Genomic DNA, 17,702 nt, shown 5'->3' on the forward strand with positions numbered 1-17,702 from the left:
GATCGAACACATGGGGACAGCGGACGGAGACCGGAGTCGACGGGTCGGCAGGCCGCGGGCCGCGCAGCGGCCGGACAGCGGTCTCGAGCCGCGCGAGGAACTCCTCGTAGCCGCCGCGGAGTTGTTCACCACCCTCGGCTACGCGGCCACCTCCACCCGCGCCGTCGCCGAGCGCGCCGGAATGCGCCAGGCGTCCATGTACCACTACGTCTCCGGCAAGGAGGAGTTGCTCGCCGAGCTCCTGGAGTCCACCGTCACGCCCTCGCTGGCGTACGCCCGTGAACTCCTCGCCGACGACACGACCCCGGCCGAGGGCCGGCTGTGGGAGCTGTGCCGCGCCGACGTGGAGGTGCTGTGCGGCGGGCCGCACAACCTCGGCGTCCTGTACCTGCTGCCCGAGGTGCGCGCCGAGCGGTTCGCCGGCTTCCATGCCGTCCGGGCCGAACTCAAGGACGCCTACCGGCAGTTGCTGGCCGCGACGCGGGCCGGCGGCGCGCTCGCCAAGAGTGAGCTCGATCTGCGGACGGATCTGGTGTTCGGGCTGATCGAGGGAGTCATCCTCGTGCACCGCTCCGATCCCGAGCGGCCCGTGTCGGCGTTCGCGGAGGCGGCGGCGGACGCGGCTCTGCGCATTGCCGGAGTCTGAGCGGGGTAACGATCCAGAGCCCGGTTCCGGGCTTCTTCACTCGTTACGGTGAGTGATTTTCGTACGCCTGTGCGCAGTGACGCAGCGTGTGCGAATGATCTCCGAGTGTGTAAATGGAGTCGAGCGTACCCCTGCCGCCGACCCCATTTCAGGCGCTTGCTGAATATGACACGGCGATGATCCGGTCGGACTAAGCTCGCCCGCAGCGCACCGAGTTGAGATGTATTCGTGCGTTTGTTCCCGAAAACACCGAAGATCCCGACAGATCCATGACGTACCCCCCTGCAAGCTCCCCCGAACCCCAGCCGATTTGTTTCAGAGGGCCCACATGGTGAGTGTTCAATCCCCTCCAGGTCGCCGTGAACTTTCGTACGCGCGCGTGCTGTTGCCGCCCGGCATAGTGATGGCCGCGGCGACCGGGGCCGCCGTCGCCGTGGTGACGGAGCCGGCCCGGGTGGCTGTCGGCTGGTGCGGCGCCGTCGCCACGCTCCTGGTGATCGCGACGGCAGCCGAAGCGGTGCGCCGCGGCCGCACCCTGCGGAAGGAACGTGCGGACCACGCCCGTCACACCGCGTATCTGGAACGGCGCATCGCCGCCCACGACGACGAGATGACCCGCCTCGCGAAGGAGATCGCGCCGACCGCGCTCCACTATCTGCGCGGTGGGAATTCCCCCAGAGAGGTGATTCTCCAACTCGGCGACATGGACCCCGCCTGGCGCGACCTCCCCGAAGCCCAGGTGTCGCTGATCCGGACGGTGCTCGACATCGTCGACCAGGAAGAGACGCTGCGTGACGCCACGCAGCGCTCCTTCGTCAACATCGCCCGGCGCGTCCAGGCGATCGTCCACCAGCAGGCCAACGAACTCCGCGAGATGGAGGAGGACCACGGCCGCAACCCCGAGGTCTTCGACGACCTGCTGCGCATCGACCACGGCACCGCGCTGATCGGCCGCCTCGCCGACTCCATCTCCGTCCTCGGCGGCGGCCGGCCGGGCCGCCAGTGGCCCGAGCCCGTCGCGCTGTACAGCGTGCTGCGCGGCGCCATGTCCCGGATCCTGGAGTTCGGGCGCATCGACCTGACCTCCATCGCCAAGGTCAACGTCAAGGGCACCGCCGTCGAGCCCGTCATCCACGCCGCGGCCGAACTCCTCGACAACGCCACCCGCTACTCGCCGCCGCAGACCAAGGTGCACGTCACCGCCACCGAGGTGCAGACCGGCGTCGCCATCGAGATCGAGGACTCCGGCGTCAGCCTCAGCGAGGAGGCCCGCGCCCGCGCCGAGGGCATGCTGGAGCGCGCCATGGCGGGCGTAGACCTGCAGGACATCGGCGAATCGCCGCGCCTGGGTCTGGCCGTCGTCGGTCGGCTCTGCCGTACGTACGACATGAAGGTCTCGCTGCGCTCCTCCGCGTACGGCGGGGTCCGTGCCGTCCTCGTCGTGCCGAGCGACATGCTCACCTCCGAGCCCGGTGTCGGACTCGCCCACGGCATCGGCGCCACGGCGCTGCCCCAGCCCGAACCCGGCGCTCTCCCGGGGCCCAAGCGCAGGCCCAAGCTGCGCCGCCCCACCAGCCCCAAGTTCGTGACGCCGGTCTCGCTGGAGGACGACGTCCCCGAGGTCACCGAGTGGACGGCCAACGGCCTGCCGCAGCGCCGCAGCCGGGTCAAGACCTCGCTCACCCAGCGGTACGCCGAACAGGCCGCCATCGAACAGGCCGAACGGGAGGGCCGGCCGACCATCTGGTCGACCGCCAAGCGCGAGCCCGAGCCCGAGCCGCAGCCCGAGGAGAAGACGCCCGAACCCCCACCGGGCCTGTGGGTCCAGGCGTTCTTCGACGGACTCAAGCGCCCGGACCCCAACGCATTCACCCAGCCGACCAACGAACCGGCCCGCGTCGAGGCCGACGACGAGGGGGACCTCAAGTGATCCAGCAGCGAGGCAACTTCGACTGGATGCTCACGGACCTCGCCAAAGGCGTGCCGGGCATCCAGATGATCGTGGTGCTTTCCGCCGACGGCCTGCGCATCGCCCGCCACGGCGGCGACCCGGACACCGCCGACCGCGTCGCCGCGGCCTGTGCGGGCCTGCAGAGCCTGGCGAGCGCCGTCGCCCAGGAGATCCCGGGCAGCGACGGCGAGATGAAGATGGTCCTCATCGAGATCAACAGGGGCTACTTCTACCTGATGGCCGCGGGCCCCAACGCCTATCTCGCGGTGCTCTCCGACGTGCGCGCCGAACCCGGCTTCATGAGCGCCCGCATGAGCGACCTGGTCGTCCGGATCGGCGCGCATCTGACCAGCCCGCCCAGGCGCAACGGGCAGAGCGTATGACTCCTCCGCAACGCCGGCGGCGCTACGCCCAGCAGGAACCGGAACCTCAGCCCCCACAGCAGGGACAGCGACCCCCGCAGGAGGAGGAGCAACCGCCCGAGGGCCAGAAGAAGAACCCCGAGCGGCTGTACGTGATCACCGGACCCGACGGCGTCGAGCGCACCGAACTCGACCTGGTCACGTTAGTCGTGGCGCGCGCCGACCCGCCGCGCTCCGCCACGCCCGAGCAGGCGGCGCTGCTCCGGCTGTGCACGGCCCCCCTGTCCGTGGCCGAGTTGTCGGCCTATCTGAGCCTGCCGTTCAGCGTGGTGAGCGTCCTGGTCACCGAGCTGCTGACGGCCGAACTGGTGACGGCGCGCGCCCCGATCATCCGCCAGGCGCTGGCCGACCGTTCCCTCCTCGAAGCGGTGATGCATGGACTTCAAAAGCTCTGACACCATCCCGGGTCCCCGAACCGAGGACCAGCTTCCGCACACCGCCGAGGCCGCGGTGAAGATCGTCATCGTCGGCGGCTTCGGCGTCGGCAAGACGACCATGGTCGGGTCGGTCAGCGAGATCAAACCGCTGACCACCGAGGAGACCATGACGCAGGCCGGTGTCGGCGTCGACGACAACTACGGCTCCGAGTCCAAGACGGCCACCACCGTGGCGATGGACTTCGGCCGGATCAGCATCACCGACCAGCTCGTGCTGTATCTCTTCGGCACCCCCGGGCAGGAGCGCTTCTGGTTCCTGTGGAACGGGCTGTTCGAGGGCGCGCTCGGCGCGGTCGTGCTGGTCGACACCCGTCGGCTGGAGGTCAGCTTCGACGTCATGGGACGCCTCGAAGAGCGCGGCGTGCCCTTCGTCGTCGCCATCAACTCCTTCCCGGACGCGCCCCGTTACCCCGTCGAGGAGCTGCGCACCGCGCTCGACCTGAGCGAGGACATCCCCATCGTCGAGTGCGACGCGCGCCGCCGCGCCTCCAGCCGGGACACCCTGATGACCCTCATGCGCTTCCTGCACGGCCTCGCCATGACGGGCGCGCTGAGGTGACCGCCGTACCCACTCCTCGTCCCCAGACACAGACACAGACACACACAGACACCGGATCCACCGCGGAGCGACCACTGTGACGCCTGAATCCCACTCCCCGACCGGTACGGACCCCAGCCTCGGCCCGCCGCCCGGCTGCCCCGCCCACGGCCCCGCCCACGGCCGCGGCCCCGGCGGGCTGCCCCGGCTCTACGGCCCCGAGGCCCAGGACCTCAGGTCCCTGTACGAGAAACTCCGGGAGGAACACGGCCCGGTGGCGCCCGTGCTGCTCCACGACGACGTGCCGATCTGGGTGGTACTCGGCCACACCGAGAACCTGCACATGGTGCGCTCGCCCGGGCAGTTCTGCCGGGACGGCCGCACCTGGACGCCGCTCGTCGAGGGCATGATCAAGCCCGACCACCCGCTCATGCCCCACTTCGCCTGGCAGCCCATCTGCGCCATGGCGGAGGGCGACGAGCACCTTCGGCTGCGCGGCGCGGTCACCGGCGCCATCTCGACCATCGACCACCGGGGCCTGCGCCGCCACATCAACCGGCACACCCAGCGCCTGGTCAACCGGTTCTGCGAAGAGGGCGCCGCCGACCTCGTCAGCCAGTTCGCCGAGCACCTGCCGATGGCCGTGATGTGCGAGATCCTCGGCATGCCCAACGAGTACAACGACCGGATCGTGCAGGCCGCCCGGGACATGCTCCGGGGCACCGAGACCGCGATCGCCAGCAACGCCTACATCATGGAGGCCCTCGGCCGGCTCACCTCCCGCCGTCGTGCACGGCCCGAGGACGACTTCACCTCCCACCTCCTCAACCACCCGGCGGGACTCAGCGACGACGAGGTCAGGGAGCACCTGCGGCTCGTGCTGATCGCCGCGTACGAGGCCACCGCCAACCTCATCGCCAACGTGCTGCGCATGGTGCTCACCGACCCGCGCTTCCGCGCCCAGCTGAACGGCGGCCAGATGACGGTGCCGGAGGCGGTCGAGCAGTCCCTGTGGGACGAGCCGCCGTTCAGCACGGTCCTCGGCTACTTCGCCAAGCAGGACACGGAGCTCGGCGGTCAGCGCATCCGCAAGGGCGACGGGCTGCTCCTCGGCATCGCACCGGGCAACGTCGACCCGCGGGTGCGTCCCGACCTGTCCGCCCACATGCAGGGCAACCGCTCCCACCTCGCCTTCAGCGGCGGCCCGCACGAGTGCCCCGGCCAGGACATCGGCCGTGCCATCGCCGACACCGGCGTCGACGCCCTGCTGATGCGGCTGCCCGACGTCGAACTCGACTGCGACGAGGACGAGCTGACCTGGACGGAGTCGATCGCCTCCCGCCATCTGGTGGAACTGCCGGTCCGGTTCCAGCCGAAGCCACAGCAGGACGTGAAGGCCAAGCCGGGGCTCGCCGCGGTCCCGCCCCAGCGGCCCGCCTGGCAGATCGGCACTCACCAGCCGGAGCCGAAGCCGGCGCCCGCCTCGGTCGCCGAGCCCCAGCCGGCCGCCGCCCCGCCGCAACCCGCGCCGACACCGGAACCGGCCCGGCCTCGGGGTGCCTGGCGGCGCTTCCTGTGCTGGCTGCGCGGTTACTGACCGGCGGCCCAGCCGTCGTACGACGTCCACGCCTGAAGGACCCGACCGCTGCGGAACCGGTGCTCCGCCCCCGTGACCGGATCGGTGAACTCCAGGCTCCGCGCGAGCAGTTGGAGCGGACGCCGGAAGTCACCGGCTGGCACGGGGCCGGTCACCACCGGGTAGAGCGGATCGCCGAGGATCGGCACGCCGAGCGCGTTCATGTGGACGCGCAGCTGATGGGTCTGCCCGGTGGCGGGCACCAGCCGGTACCGGCCGAGCCCGTCGGCCCCGCTCTCGCGGTGCTCGACCAGCTCGACACGGCTGACGGCGTTCGGCTCGCCCTCCACCTCGTACGCGGCCAGCACCCCGCGCTCCTTCACGATCCGGCTGCGCACCGTCCGGGGCAGGGTGAGCGCGGGATCGTACGGCGCGACCGCCTCGTACTCCTTGCGCACCCGCCGGTCGCGGAACAGCGCCTGGTACGCCCCGCGCTCCTCGGGCCGCACGGTGAACAGCACGAGCCCGGCGGTGAGCCGGTCGAGGCGGTGCGCCGCACTGAGCGTGGGCAGGCCCAGCTCCCGGCGCAGCCGGGCGAGCGCGGTCTCGGTGATGTGGCTGCCGCGCGGGGTGGTGGCCAGGAAGTGCGGCTTGTCGACGACGACGATGTGCTCGTCGCGATGCACGACCTCCAACCGGAACGGCACCCGCACCTCGTCCGGCAGCTCCCGGTGGAACCACACGAACATCCCCGGCACGAACGCCGCGTCCGGCACCACCGCCCGCCCGTCCGCCCCGACGATCTGCCCCGCGTCGAACATCCTGTCGACGACCCCGGCACCCGCTCCGGACAGCCGCTCCACCAGATGCTCCCGCACGGTGGCCCACGCCCCCTCGACAGGCAGCCGCACCCGCACCGGATCCACCCCCGCGCGCTGCGGCAGGGGGGAGGGCGGGATCCGGGTCTTGCGTCTCATCACCCGCCAGCGTAAGCGCCGCTCAGACCGGGACGGCCTCGGGAGCGACCGCCGTACGGGCCTTGTACGCCCGGTAGGCCACGCCCAGGGCGATCGTGATGCTCAGGAAGAGCACGGTGAAGTACTGGAAGTACCAGTGCCCGCCCGCCGGGTCGTACACCGCCGCGCGCGGCCAGGCCAGGTTGACGGTCATGAACAGGCCGTACAGCAGGGCCAGCGCGTTGACCGGGACGCCCCACCGGCCGAGGGAGAACAGCCGGGCGCCCGTCTCGTCCGTGCCGTCGGTGGTGAAGCGGCCGCGCAGGCGGCTGACCAGCAGCGGACCGGTGACCATCGCGTAGGCCAGGTACAGCATCACGATGCAGGTCGTGCCGATGGCCAGGAACGCCTCCGGGGAGGCGAAGTTGAGCAGCAGCAGGGCCGCCGCGAGGACGCCGACCACCAGGGCGGGGGCGCCGGGCATACCGGTGCGCGGGTTGACCTTGGCGAGGCGGCCGGCGAAGGGGAGCTGGCCGTCGCGGGCCATGGAGAACAGCATCCGGCAGGCCGATGTCTGGATCGCCAGGGTCGCCACGGCGATCGCCACCACCACGTCGGCCAGCAGCACGCGGCCCACTCCGTCGCCGAGGCTGCTGGTGAGGACGTAGCTCAGTCCGTCCACCGCGAGGCGCCCGTCCGTGAGGCTGGGCGCGGCGAGCAGACCGCCGAGGACGATCAGGCCGCCCAGCAGGCCGGCCGCGCCGAGCGCCGTGAGGATCGTGCGGGGCGCGGTACGGCGCGGATTTCGGGTCTCCTCGCTCATCTCACCCGCGCTGTCGAAGCCGATCATCACGTACGCCGCCGTGAACGAACCCACGAGCAGCGCGCCCAACAGGCCGGACTGGGCGGCGCCCTCGGTGTGGAAGGTGATGCCGGGGGAGCGCTGGGAGTGGGTGAGCAGCAGGACGACGATCAGGATCGCGCCGATGATCTCGGCGGTGACGCCGACGCGGTTGATCACGGACATCACGCGGTTGTCGAGGATGTTCACGAGCGTCGTCAGGGCCAGCAGGATCACACCGAGGACGGCCGCGTTGGCCGCGCCGTCCGCCGAGGTGGGCGCGGAGTCGGTGCCGATCAGCTGGAAGCCGGACCAGATGGCCGGCAGCACCATCTGCAGCGCCAGCGCCGCCGCCGCGACCACCACGACCTGCCCGATCACCATGATCCAGCCGGCGAACCAGCCGAAGGTGACGTTCGACAGGCGGGACGACCACTGATAGATGGCGCCGGAGATCGGATAGCGCGCGGCCAGCTCGGCGAAACAGGCGGCCACCAGCAGCTGCCCGACCAGCACCGCCGGCCAGGTCCAGAAGAAGACGGGGCCGCCGAAGGCGTACCCGAAGGCGAAGAACTGGAAGACGGTGGTCAGGACGGAGATGAAGGAGAACCCGGCCGCGAAGGACGCGTACCGGCCCAGGCTGCGGTGCAGTTCCTGGCGGTAGCCGAACGCGGTGAGGGAGCGGTCGTCGGGGGAGTGCGGCGGATCGGGACGTACGTCGGCGGGGGTGGTTGTCGTCACGGCGGCACCTGCCTTCGGCGCAGGGGAGCGGGAGGGAAACAGAATTCCTGTCGAGTGACAGAAATTAGGGAGGGGCTGTTTCACGTGCGTCACGTCGCCATGTCGGGTGCGGGCCCAAGTCCTCACGCTCTTGCCGTGCCCGCCGAATCGCGATACATCGTGTCCATTGACGTTTTTGTGCGACTCGAGATATGTTCGGCTACGGATATTCGGAAGCGAGGGATGTGCGGAAGTGAGGTGGGTCCGTCGTGGCCGTGAAGCGCCGCAAGCTCGGCAACCCGCTCGCGCTCGCCGTGCTGGTGACCCTCTGGCAGAAGCCGATGCATCCGTACGAGATCGCCCAGACCCTGCGCCGTCAGGGCAAGGACACCAGCACGAAGATCAACTACGGCTCGCTCTACACGGTCGTGCAGAGCCTGGAGAAGCACGGCTTCGTCGAGGTGACGGACGTGGAGCGGCAGGGCAACCGGCCCGAGCGCACGGTGTACGGGCTCACCGAGGCCGGCCGCGCGGAGATGACCGAGTGGCTGTCGGACCTCGTCGCCGTCCCGGCGAAGGAGTACCCGATCTTCGAGACCGCCCTGTCGCTGCTGGGCGCGCTGTCTCCCGACGAGGTGGTGCGGCTGCTGGAGGAGCGGCTCAAGTCGCTGGAGGTTCAGGCGGCGAGCGGCCGGGGGGCACTGGAGAAGCTGTACGAGACGCTGCCACGGCTCTTCCTCGTCGAGACCGAGTACCAGTTGCACATGGTCGAGGCGCAGGCGGAGTGGGTCCGCGGTTTCCTGGAGGAGATCAGGAAGGGCTCGCTGCCGGGCGTCGAGGAGTGGCGGCGGTTCCACGAAACGGGGGAGTTGCCACCGGAGTTCATGTAATGAGAAGGACCCCGGCCGGGCTGTTGCAGCAGCCCCGCCGGGGTCGCGAACCCCGAACCGACATCCGCCGTGAGACGGAACCGGGCGATCGAGGTGCGGCACACCCAGGATAGCCCGGCGCTGCTCACGCGGATCAGTTGTCATCCGCTCATTCAGGAGAGCAGCCATGATGCATACGCGTGCGCCCGCGGTCGAGGCGCGTCAGCTGATCAAGACCTATCCCGGTGGCGTCACCGCCCTCGGCGGCATGGACATCACCGTCGAACCCGGCACCGTCTTCGGCCTCCTCGGCCCGAACGGCGCCGGAAAGTCCACCACCGTCAAGATCCTCACCACCCTCGCCCGCCCCGACTCCGGCTCGGCCACCGTCGCCGGCCACGACGCACTGCGCCACCCGGACCGGGTGCGCCGCGCGATCGGCGTGGTCGCCCAGGGCTCCGGCGCCGACCCGGTCGCCACCGGCCGGGAGAACCTCCGGCTCCAGGGCAGGCTCTACGGACTGAAGGGCGGCGCGCTCGAGAGCCGGGTCGACGAACTGCTGGAGCGCTTCTCGCTCACCGACGCCGCCCGGCGCCCGGTCAAGGGCTACTCCGGCGGCATGCGCAGGCGCCTCGACGTCGCCCTCGGCCTGGTGCATCGGCCCGAGGTGCTCTTCCTCGAAGACCCACCACCGGCCTCGACCCGGAGGCCCGCGGCGCGATGTGGGACGAGATCGGCCGCCTCGCCGACGAGGAGGGGCTGACGATCCTGCTCACCACGCACTACCTCGAGGAGGCCGACCGGCTTGCCGAGCGCGTCGCCATCGTCGACCGCGGCCGGGTCGTCGTCGAAGGCGCCCCCGACTCCCTCAAGGGCGAACTGCACGGTGACGCCGTCCACATGGAACTGCGCGAAGCGGTCGGCGAAGCCGGCCGTACGCTGCTCACGGGCGCCCTCGGCGGGCTGTCGGGCGTGCACGACGTACTGGTCGACGGGCGCCGGATCAGCGTCCGCGCCGACGACGGAGCCGCCGCCACCCCCGCGCTGCTCGGCGCGCTCGAACGAGCCGGGGTCGGTGTCGCCACCGCGACCCTCGCCCGCCCGTCCCTCGACGACGTCTACCTCCGTTACGCCGGCCGCCGTTACTCCGAGGCCGAGAACGACCAGGAGCCTGTCCTCGCCGGAGGTGCGCGATGAGCACGGCCGTCTCCCAGACCTGGTACATGACGCAGCGCCAACTCATGGTGTTCGTACGGCAGCCCGCGTACGCCCTGATCACCCTGGTCCAGCCGGTGATCTGGCTGTTCCTGTTCGGCAGCCTCTTCAGGAAGGTCGTCGAGCTCGGCGGCTTCGGCACCACGTCCTACCTCGACTACCTCGTCCCGGGCGTGGTCGTGATGAGCGCGCTGAGCTCCAACATGTGGGCGGGGATGACCACGTTGGACGAGATCCAGCGCGGCACGCTCAACCGCTTCCTGACCACACCGGTCGGCCGGGCCGCGCTGATGAACGGCAATGTCGTCAACAACGGCCTGGTCACCGCCCTCCAGTCGGTGATCATCGTGCTCCTCGGGCTGCTGGGCGGCGCCGACTACCCGGGCGGCCTCGGCGGCGTGGCCGTCCTGGTCGTCGCCTCCGTGCTGCTCGGCACGGTCTTCGGTGCGCTGTCCAACGCGCTGGGCATGCTGGTGCGGGAGCGGGAGTCGATCATCGGGATCAACACCTTCCTGCTTCTCCCGCTGACGTTCCTGTCCTCCGCCTTCATGGCGCCGGCCCAGATGCCCGCGTGGATGCGGCACGTCGCCGACTTCAACCCGCTGAACTGGGCCATGGTCGCGGGCCGTTCGGCGCTGTCCGCCGACCCCGACTGGGGTGACGTACTCAGCCGTGGGGGAGCGCTGCTCGCGCTGGCGGTGGCGGCCGTATGGCTTTCGATCCGGACGTTCCGCTCGTACCAGCGGTCGGTGTGAGCGTCCGGGCACAGTGAAGGGGCGGCAACCGTGAAGGTGCCGCCCCTCAGAGCTCGAACAGCCTGGTTCAGGCGGCAGGTGCCGCCCCCTCCTGCTCTGCCTCGATGCGCGCGTTCCAGTCCCGCTTGGCGGCCTGCCAGCCGTCCTCGTTGTGGCCCAGGCGCCAGTAGCCGGAGATCGACAGGTCCTCGCGCGGGACGCCGCGCTCGACCCGCAGCAGCCGGCGCAGCTCCTTCACCCAGGCCGCCTCACCGTGCACGAACGCGTGCACGCGGCCCTCGGGGAACTCCAGCGCCCGAACCGCCTCGGCCAGCGCCTCGCCGATGGGCCGGTCGCCGCGGTGCAGCCAGACGACCTCCACATCGGAGTCGATCTTCTGCTCCTCCTCCGGCCCGGCGACCTCGACGAAGGCATGGGCGCGGGCGCCGTCGGGCAGCGCCTCCAGGGAACGGGCGATCGCGGGCAGCGCGCTCTCGTCACCGACGAGCAGATGCCAGTCGGCGGCGGGGTCGGGGGCGTACGCGCCGCCGGGGCCCATGAACCACACGGTCTCGCCCGGCTGGGCGCGCAGCGCCCACGGTCCGGCGAGCCCCTCGTCGCCGTGGATCACGAAGTCCAGGGTCAGCTCGCGGTGTTGGGGGTCCCAGGCGCGCACCGTGTACGTCCGCGTCACGGGCCACTGCTCGCGCGGGAACTCTTCACGGATGCGCTGCATGTCGAAGGGCTCGGGATAGGTCACGCCCTCGGCCGGGAACAGCAGCTTCACATAGTGGTCGGTGCAGGTGCCCGCCGAGAAGTCGGCCAGGCCCTCGCCGCCGAGCACCACGCGCTGCATGTGCGGGGTCAGCCGTTCGGTACGGACGACCTGCGCGGAGTGGGGTTTCCGCGGCGTGCGTCCCGGTCGTTCTGCCATGGCGGCCTCCCTGTCCATATGCTTAGGCTTACCTAAGTTAGCACCTTCTCCCGCGGTAAAGACCCCCATATTGCGCCACGAGATCTTCGATTACGCCACGAGGGTCGCGAGCAGTCGCTGCAACGACCCGCCCAGTCCCCAGCGAACCGCCAACGCGTCCAGCGCCGCGGGATCGCGCGGCGTACGCGGCAAAACCGTGTCGACGTCCGGCAGCGGGACGTCGTCCGCGACCTTCACGACCTTTGGCGCCACCGCCAGATACGGCCGTGACTCGTCCAGCCGCTTGCGCTGCGACGGCGTGAGCCTGGCCTTCGGATCGTCGACCGCGGCCATGATCCCGGCCAGGTCGCCGAACTCGGCCAGCAGCTTGGCCGCCGTCTTCTCACCGATGCCGGGCACGCCCGGCAGGCCGTCGCTCGGATCGCCGCGCAGCAGCGCCAGATCCGCGTACCCCCTGCCGTCGACCCCATACTTCTCCCGCAGCACCGCCTCGTCGGTGATCTGCAGCGTGCCGACGCCCTTGAGCGGATACAGCACGCGCACCCCGCGCGCGTCGTCCACCAGCTGGTACAGGTCGCGGTCGCCGGTGACGATGTCGACCGGGCCCCCCGCCCGTGCGGTGAACGTGCCGATCACGTCGTCCGCCTCGTACTCCGCCACGCCCACGCGCGCGATGCCCAGCGCGTCGAGGACGGCCTCGATGACGGGCACCTGTGGTGACAGTGTGTCGGGCACCTCCTCCTCATCCGGGCCGACTTCGTGCTCCTCGGCAACGCGATGTGCCTTGTACGAGGGAATCAGCTCGACCCGCCACCCCGGCCGCCAGTCCGCGTCCATGCACGCCACGAGATGGTCCGGCCGATGGTCCTTGACCAGACGGTCGATGAAGTCCAGCAGCCCGCGCACCGCGTTGACCGGTGTGCCGTCCGGGGACTTCACGGACTCCGGCACGCCGAAGTAGGCGCGGAAGTAGAGCGAGGCGGTGTCGAGGAGCATCAGTCGTCCGGTCACGCCTCGCATCATGCCGTACGGCACTGACACCGACCGCCGACGGCAACGCCGTGGGCACAGGTAAACGTCATGTGAAGTGGAGCACGCGTGCGTTTGACCCGCAGGCGTTCGGGCAGGCGCCGCCTCGGAGCGATGCCGGTTGCGCATTCAACAGTTTGCGGCCCTTCGTCTCCTTGCTTGCCGTCGAGACGAGAGGTACGCGTGTCAGCCAGACTTGAGGCCGAAAGGCTTTACAAGGTGTTCGGTAAACGGCCGGACGAGGCAGTCGAGCAGCTCCGAAAGGGAGCCGACCGGGAGGAACTGCGCGCCGGCGGCACCACCGCGGCCGTGGTCGACGCCTCCTTCACCGTGGAACCGGGCGAGATCTTCGTCGTCATGGGCCTGTCCGGCTCCGGCAAGTCCACGCTGCTGCGTATGCTCAACGGCCTCCTGGAGCCGACCGCGGGGCACGTCCGCTTCGACGGCCAGGACCTCACCGCGCTCACCGACCGCGAACTGCGCGAGGTACGCGCGAAGAAGATCAGCATGGTCTTCCAGCACTTCGCGCTCTTCCCGCACCGCAGCGTCCTCGACAACGCGGCCTACGGCCTCGCGGTCCAGGGCGTCCCCGGCGCCGAGCGCGAGAAGCGCGCCACCGAGGCACTGGCCATGTGCGGACTGGCCGGCTGGGAGAAGTCCTGGCCGGACGAGCTGTCCGGCGGTATGCAGCAGCGCGTGGGCCTGGCCCGCGCCCTGGCCACCAACGCCGACCTGCTCCTCATGGACGAGTCCTTCAGCGCGCTGGACCCGCTGATCCGCCGTGACATGCAGGACCAGCTGATCGAGCTCCAGAGGAAGCTCAAGAAGACCATCGTCTTCATCACCCACGACCTCAACGAGGCCATGCGCCTGGGCGATCGCATCGCCGTCATGCGTGACGGCCGTATCGTCCAGATCGGCACCGCGGAGGACATTCTCATCCGCCCCGCGAACGACTACGTCGCCTCCTTCATCCAGGACGTCGACCGCTCTCGCGTGCTGACCGCCGGTGCCGTCATGGACGGGGACGTCCGTGGCGACGAGGTCAGCTGCGGCTGCGAGACCGCGACGCCGGACACGCCGTTCACCGAACTCTGCGCGATCAGCGCCCGCCTGACGCACCCCGTGGCAGTCGTCGACGCGAAAGGGAAACTCGTCGGTCGCGTTCCCAGACAACGCCTCGTCGGTTTCCTCGGCGACCAGCAGGGCGAGCCCGCGCCCTGCGACAACCCGCGCGGAACCCGCGAGGGGAAGGTGATCGAGAATGCCTAGACTCCATTTCGGTGACTGGGTCGAAGACCTGGTGGACTGGCTGCAGTCCCATCTGAGCTTGCTGTTCGATGTCGTCAAGGCCGTGCTCGGCGGCATGTACGACGGCGTCGACGCCGTACTCGGCGGTGGGGAACCGCTGTTGATGGCGGGCATTTTCGCCGTGATCGCGTGCTGGCTGCGCGGCCTGCTGCCCGGTGCGCTGGCCTTCGTCGGCATGGCCCTGATCGACTCCCTCGGGTTGTGGGACGACGCGATGGACACGTTGTCCCTCGTCCTCGTCGCCGCGGTCATCACCGTCGTGATCGCGGTTCCCCTGGGCATCTGGGCCGCCCGCAGCGATCGGGTCAGTGCCCAACTGCGGCCGGTACTCGACGTCATGCAGACGATGCCGGCCTTCATCTACCTCATCCCCGGCGTCATGTTCTTCGGCGTCGGTACCATCCCCGGTCTCCTCGCGACGATCATCTTCGCCATGCCGCCGGGCGTCCGGATGACCGAACTGGGCATCCGGCAGGTGGACGGCGAACTGATCGAGGCGGCCGACGCGTTCGGCACCAGCCCGCGCACCACCCTGACCCGGGTGCAACTGCCGCTCGCCCTGCCGACGATCATGGCCGGGGTCAACCAGGTCATCATGCTGTCCCTGTCGATGGTCGTCATCGGCGGCATGGCCGGGGCCGGCGGCCTCGGCGAGCAGGTCTACTCCGCGATCACCCAGCTCCGGGTCGGCCTGGCCGCCGAGAGCGGCGTGGCGGTGGTCCTCCTCGCCATGTACCTGGACCGCATGACCGGAGCGCTGGGCGAGCGGGTGTCCCCGCTCGGTCGCCGGGCGGCGGCCAAGGCGGCCGCCGTCGCCGCGGGGCGAGTGAAGTTCACGCGTTACAAGCCGAACGCCGCGGTCGCGGTCATCGGCGTCGTGGTTCTCGCGCTCGTCGCGGGCGGCATGAACCTGGCCGGCTCCGACGACTCCCAGCAGGCCGCAGGGAGCAGCAAGAACGTCGGTGAGGGCAAGAAGATCAACCTCGGCTACATCCCCTGGGACGAGGGGATCGCCACGACGTACCTGTGGAAGGAGCTCCTGGAGGAGCGCGGCTACGAGACGGACGTCAAGCAGCTCGACCCGGGACCGCTCTACTCCGGCGTGGCCCGGGGGGACATCGACTTCCAGACCGATGCCTGGCTGCCCACGACGCACAAGGCGTACTGGGACAAGTACAGCTCCCAGATGGAGGATCTCGGTTCGTGGTACGGGCCGACGTCGCTCGAGTTGACGGTTCCGTCGTATGTGAAGGGCATTGATTCGCTGGCGGATCTGAAGGGTCAGGGGAAGAAGTTCGGCGGCAAGATCATCGGTATTGAGGCGAGTGCCGGGATGATGGGGACGCTGAACTCGAAGGTCCTGAAGGCTTATGGACTCGATGGCGAGTACAAGGTGGTGTCGTCGAGTACGTCGTCGATGCTGGCGGAGCTGGACCGGTCGATCAAGAAGCGTGAGCCGGTGGTGGTGACGCTGTGGTCGCCGCACTGGGCGTACGGGAAGTACGACCTGAAGAAGCTCAAGGACCCGGAAAAGGCCTGGGGTGAGGGCGAACAGATCCACACGGTCGCGCACAAGGGCTTCAGTCAGAAGGACCCGGTCGTCGCGCAGTGGCTGAAGGACTTCAAGCTCACCGAGCAGCAGCTGACCAGCCTGGAGAACGACATCCGTGCCGCGGGCGAGGGCGCCGAGCAGGACGGCGTGCGCACGTGGCTGAAGAAGAACCCCGGGCTGGTCGACCAGCTCGCTCCGGTTGCCGGTGGCGCGAAGGCGCAGGGCAAGGACGCGGGGAAGACGGTCGACATGGGCTACTTCCCGTGGGACGAGGCGATCGCCGCCACCTACCTCTGGCAGAACATCCTGGAGGACCGCGGCTACAAGCCCAACGTCGAGCAGCTCGATCCCGGCCCGCTCTACACCTCGCTCGCCCAGGGGCAGATGGATGTCCAACTGGACGGCTGGCTACCGACCACGCACAAGCAATACGTGGACCGCTACAAAGGCCAGTTGGAGGATCTCGGTTCGTGGTACGGGCCGACGTCGCTCGAGTTGACGGTTCCGTCGTATGTGAAGGGCATTGATTCGCTGGCGGATCTGAAGGGTCAGGGGAAGAAGTTCGGCGGCAAGATCATCGGTATTGAGGCGAGTGCCGGGATGATGGGGACGCTGAACTCGAAGGTCCTGAAGGCTTATGGACTCGATGGCGAGTACAAGGTGGTGTCGTCGAGTACGTCGTCGATGCTGGCGGAGCTGGACCGGTCGATCAAGAAGCGTGAGCCGGTGGTGGTGACGCTGTGGACGCCGCACTGGGCGTACGGGAAGTACGACCTGAAGAAGCTCAAGGACCCGGAAAAGGCCTGGGGCGAGGGCGAACAGATCCACACGGTCGCGCACAAGGGCTTCAGCAAGGAATTCCCCGAGTTCTCCGGCTGGCTGAAGAATTTCAAGCTGACCGAGGAACAGCTCGCGTCCCTCGAGGTGGAGATTCAAAAGGGAGGCGCCGGGAACGAGAAGGCGTCCGCGAGGAAATGGCTGGACGCTCAGCCGGGGCTTGAGGACAAGCTGGCTCCGGTGGCCTGAGGCCTGACGATTGGTTTCCGCCTCCGGATTCGCATCGGAGGTGCGGGTGGAATGGTTTCCGGGAAATTTTGGAAACCATTCCACCCATTTTTCGTTCTGCGGGGATTTCCCCGTGCCCGACCAATGAAGGGGGACGTTCATTCGCTGCCGGCGGTTATACGGCACGGAACGTCTCCGGCGGGCCTCCGGCCGGGGCGGCGTGTGCCACGGATGGCTGGGCCGAGGGATGTTTCGTCAAGGAGGGCGACGAGATCCGGGTGCGGGACACCCGCGGCGACCGGTATCACGCCGCCGTCCACTGGTGGCTCACCGGTGGCAGTGCCGGCGACGACCGCCTCTGCCACGACCACGCGGGCAAGGCCGCCGGCTGGACGGTGTGCGACGGGCTCTCCGGCGTCATCGCCGAGAACAAGAACATCACCATCTGGCCGAAGACGATGGACGGCGACCAGATCGTCCCCGACGGGGCCGGCCCGCAGACGATCGCAGCAGGATCCTGACAGTGGCGGGAGCCATGGTGAGCGCGGTCGTCCTGGCCGCCACGCCCGCACTGGCGACCGAGTCCGTCAAGCAGACGGCGACGAAGGACGGCTCCGCCCCGCCGAGCGGCGCTCCGTGCTCGGTGGGCAAGGGGGTCACCGTCTGTTTCCAGAAGGCGGGAGACCTCATCTGAGTGCGGGACGAACAGGCGGACGGCCACCACGCCGTCGGCGGCTGGGGTTTCGGCGACGGCGAGACCGACGTCTGGGACCAACGAGTGCCACGACCACCTGGGGCCGTCGGCCGGCTGGACCCGTTGCGGGTGGTCCGACACGATCGGCGAGAGCCGCGTGATCACGTTCCGCGGGACCGAGTTCGACGGCAGCACGCCGAAGCTCAACGGTGACGCCGGACCGGCCGCGGGCTCCAAGGCGTCCTGAGGGGCGAGGTGGGCTCTCCCCGGCT

At 69.6% G+C, this 17,702-nt stretch carries 16 protein-coding genes and 1 pseudogene; 13 read left to right on the top strand and 4 right to left on the bottom strand.

All coding sequences use genetic code 11. The features are described 5' to 3' along the window. Positions 1 to 10 precede the first annotated feature (10 nt). From ABT063_RS19640 to ABT063_RS19665, 6 genes are all read left to right on the top strand, one after another. Positions 11 to 646, top strand: a complete 636-nt coding sequence (locus ABT063_RS19640; RefSeq protein ID WP_351058626.1) for a TetR/AcrR family transcriptional regulator — start codon at positions 11 to 13, stop codon at positions 644 to 646. 328 nt (positions 647 to 974) lie between these two features. Then, on the top strand, positions 975 to 2,576 hold the full coding sequence (locus ABT063_RS19645) for a sensor histidine kinase (RefSeq protein WP_351058627.1): 1,602 nt from the start codon (positions 975 to 977) through the stop codon (positions 2,574 to 2,576). After that, the gene (locus tag ABT063_RS19650) at positions 2,573 to 2,980 is read left to right on the top strand and encodes a roadblock/LC7 domain-containing protein (RefSeq protein ID WP_351058628.1); all 408 of its coding nucleotides are present in this window, start codon (positions 2,573 to 2,575) and stop codon (positions 2,978 to 2,980) included. The genes ABT063_RS19645 and ABT063_RS19650 overlap by 4 nt, the downstream gene beginning before the upstream one ends. Further along, the gene (locus tag ABT063_RS19655) at positions 2,977 to 3,414 is read left to right on the top strand and encodes a DUF742 domain-containing protein (RefSeq protein ID WP_351058629.1); all 438 of its coding nucleotides are present in this window, start codon (positions 2,977 to 2,979) and stop codon (positions 3,412 to 3,414) included. The genes ABT063_RS19650 and ABT063_RS19655 overlap by 4 nt, the downstream gene beginning before the upstream one ends. Further along, a complete protein-coding gene (locus ABT063_RS19660; protein ID WP_351058630.1) occupies positions 3,395 to 4,015 on the top strand; it encodes a GTP-binding protein in 621 nt (206 codons plus the stop codon). The genes ABT063_RS19655 and ABT063_RS19660 overlap by 20 nt, the downstream gene beginning before the upstream one ends. A gap of 76 nt (positions 4,016 to 4,091) precedes the next feature. Beyond that, complete coding sequence (locus ABT063_RS19665) at positions 4,092 to 5,591, top strand: cytochrome P450 (protein WP_351058631.1); 1,500 nt, start codon at positions 4,092 to 4,094, stop codon at positions 5,589 to 5,591. On the opposite strand, the gene ABT063_RS19670 is transcribed toward ABT063_RS19665, so the two are convergent. Together ABT063_RS19670 and ABT063_RS19675 are read right to left on the bottom strand one after the other, a co-directional pair. Continuing rightward, entirely contained in the window at positions 5,585 to 6,547 is a 963-nt protein-coding gene (locus ABT063_RS19670; RefSeq protein ID WP_351058632.1) for an RluA family pseudouridine synthase, read from the bottom strand. The two genes, ABT063_RS19665 and ABT063_RS19670, sit on opposite strands and share 7 nt — an antisense overlap. Before the next feature lie 22 nt (positions 6,548 to 6,569). Further along, complete coding sequence (locus ABT063_RS19675; RefSeq protein ID WP_351058633.1) at positions 6,570 to 8,108, bottom strand: amino acid permease; 1,539 nt, start codon at positions 8,106 to 8,108, stop codon at positions 6,570 to 6,572. A gap of 248 nt (positions 8,109 to 8,356) precedes the next feature. Between ABT063_RS19675 and ABT063_RS19680 the strand changes: the two genes are divergently transcribed. The 3 genes and pseudogenes from ABT063_RS19680 to ABT063_RS19690 all read left to right on the top strand — a co-directional run bounded on the left by ABT063_RS19680 (position 8,357) and on the right by ABT063_RS19690 (position 10,926). Continuing rightward, positions 8,357 to 8,977 carry a PadR family transcriptional regulator gene (locus ABT063_RS19680; RefSeq protein ID WP_351058634.1) on the top strand — a complete coding sequence of 207 codons (621 nt, stop codon included), beginning with the start codon at positions 8,357 to 8,359 and terminating at the stop codon, positions 8,975 to 8,977. A gap of 169 nt (positions 8,978 to 9,146) precedes the next feature. Continuing rightward, positions 9,147 to 10,153 (top strand): annotated as a pseudogene (locus tag ABT063_RS19685) (ATP-binding cassette domain-containing protein). Next, positions 10,150 to 10,926 carry an ABC transporter permease gene (locus ABT063_RS19690; protein ID WP_351058635.1) on the top strand — a complete coding sequence of 259 codons (777 nt, stop codon included), beginning with the start codon at positions 10,150 to 10,152 and terminating at the stop codon, positions 10,924 to 10,926. The pseudogene ABT063_RS19685 and the gene ABT063_RS19690 overlap by 4 nt, the downstream one beginning before the upstream one ends. A gap of 67 nt (positions 10,927 to 10,993) precedes the next feature. On the opposite strand, the gene ABT063_RS19695 is transcribed toward ABT063_RS19690, so the two are convergent. Further along, a complete protein-coding gene (locus ABT063_RS19695) occupies positions 10,994 to 11,839 on the bottom strand; it encodes a siderophore-interacting protein (protein ID WP_351058636.1) in 846 nt (281 codons plus the stop codon). 90 nt (positions 11,840 to 11,929) lie between these two features. Then, the gene (locus tag ABT063_RS19700) at positions 11,930 to 12,859 is read right to left on the bottom strand and encodes a 5'-3' exonuclease (RefSeq protein ID WP_351058753.1); all 930 of its coding nucleotides are present in this window, start codon (positions 12,857 to 12,859) and stop codon (positions 11,930 to 11,932) included. A gap of 192 nt (positions 12,860 to 13,051) precedes the next feature. Between ABT063_RS19700 and ABT063_RS19705 the strand changes: the two genes are divergently transcribed. The 4 genes from ABT063_RS19705 to ABT063_RS19720 all read left to right on the top strand — a co-directional run bounded on the left by ABT063_RS19705 (position 13,052) and on the right by ABT063_RS19720 (position 17,430). Then, positions 13,052 to 14,140 (top strand): quaternary amine ABC transporter ATP-binding protein, encoded by a 1,089-nt coding sequence (locus tag ABT063_RS19705; protein WP_351058637.1) that lies wholly within the window; start codon positions 13,052 to 13,054, stop codon positions 14,138 to 14,140. Then, positions 14,133 to 16,757: an ABC transporter permease/substrate binding protein gene (locus tag ABT063_RS19710; RefSeq protein WP_351058638.1), complete on the top strand. Its 2,625-nt coding sequence runs from the start codon at positions 14,133 to 14,135 to the stop codon at positions 16,755 to 16,757. The genes ABT063_RS19705 and ABT063_RS19710 overlap by 8 nt, the downstream gene beginning before the upstream one ends. Positions 16,758 to 17,014: 257 nt before the next feature. Beyond that, positions 17,015 to 17,257: a hypothetical protein gene (locus ABT063_RS19715; protein ID WP_351058639.1), complete on the top strand. Its 243-nt coding sequence runs from the start codon at positions 17,015 to 17,017 to the stop codon at positions 17,255 to 17,257. A 2-nt stretch (positions 17,258 to 17,259) separates the two neighbouring features. Then, positions 17,260 to 17,430 (top strand): hypothetical protein, encoded by a 171-nt coding sequence (locus ABT063_RS19720; protein ID WP_351058640.1) that lies wholly within the window; start codon positions 17,260 to 17,262, stop codon positions 17,428 to 17,430. Positions 17,431 to 17,702: the final 272 nt, after the last annotated feature.

This window comes from Streptomyces sp. NPDC002838 (genome assembly GCF_040295365.1).
GTDB lineage: Bacteria > Actinomycetota > Actinomycetes > Streptomycetales > Streptomycetaceae > Streptomyces.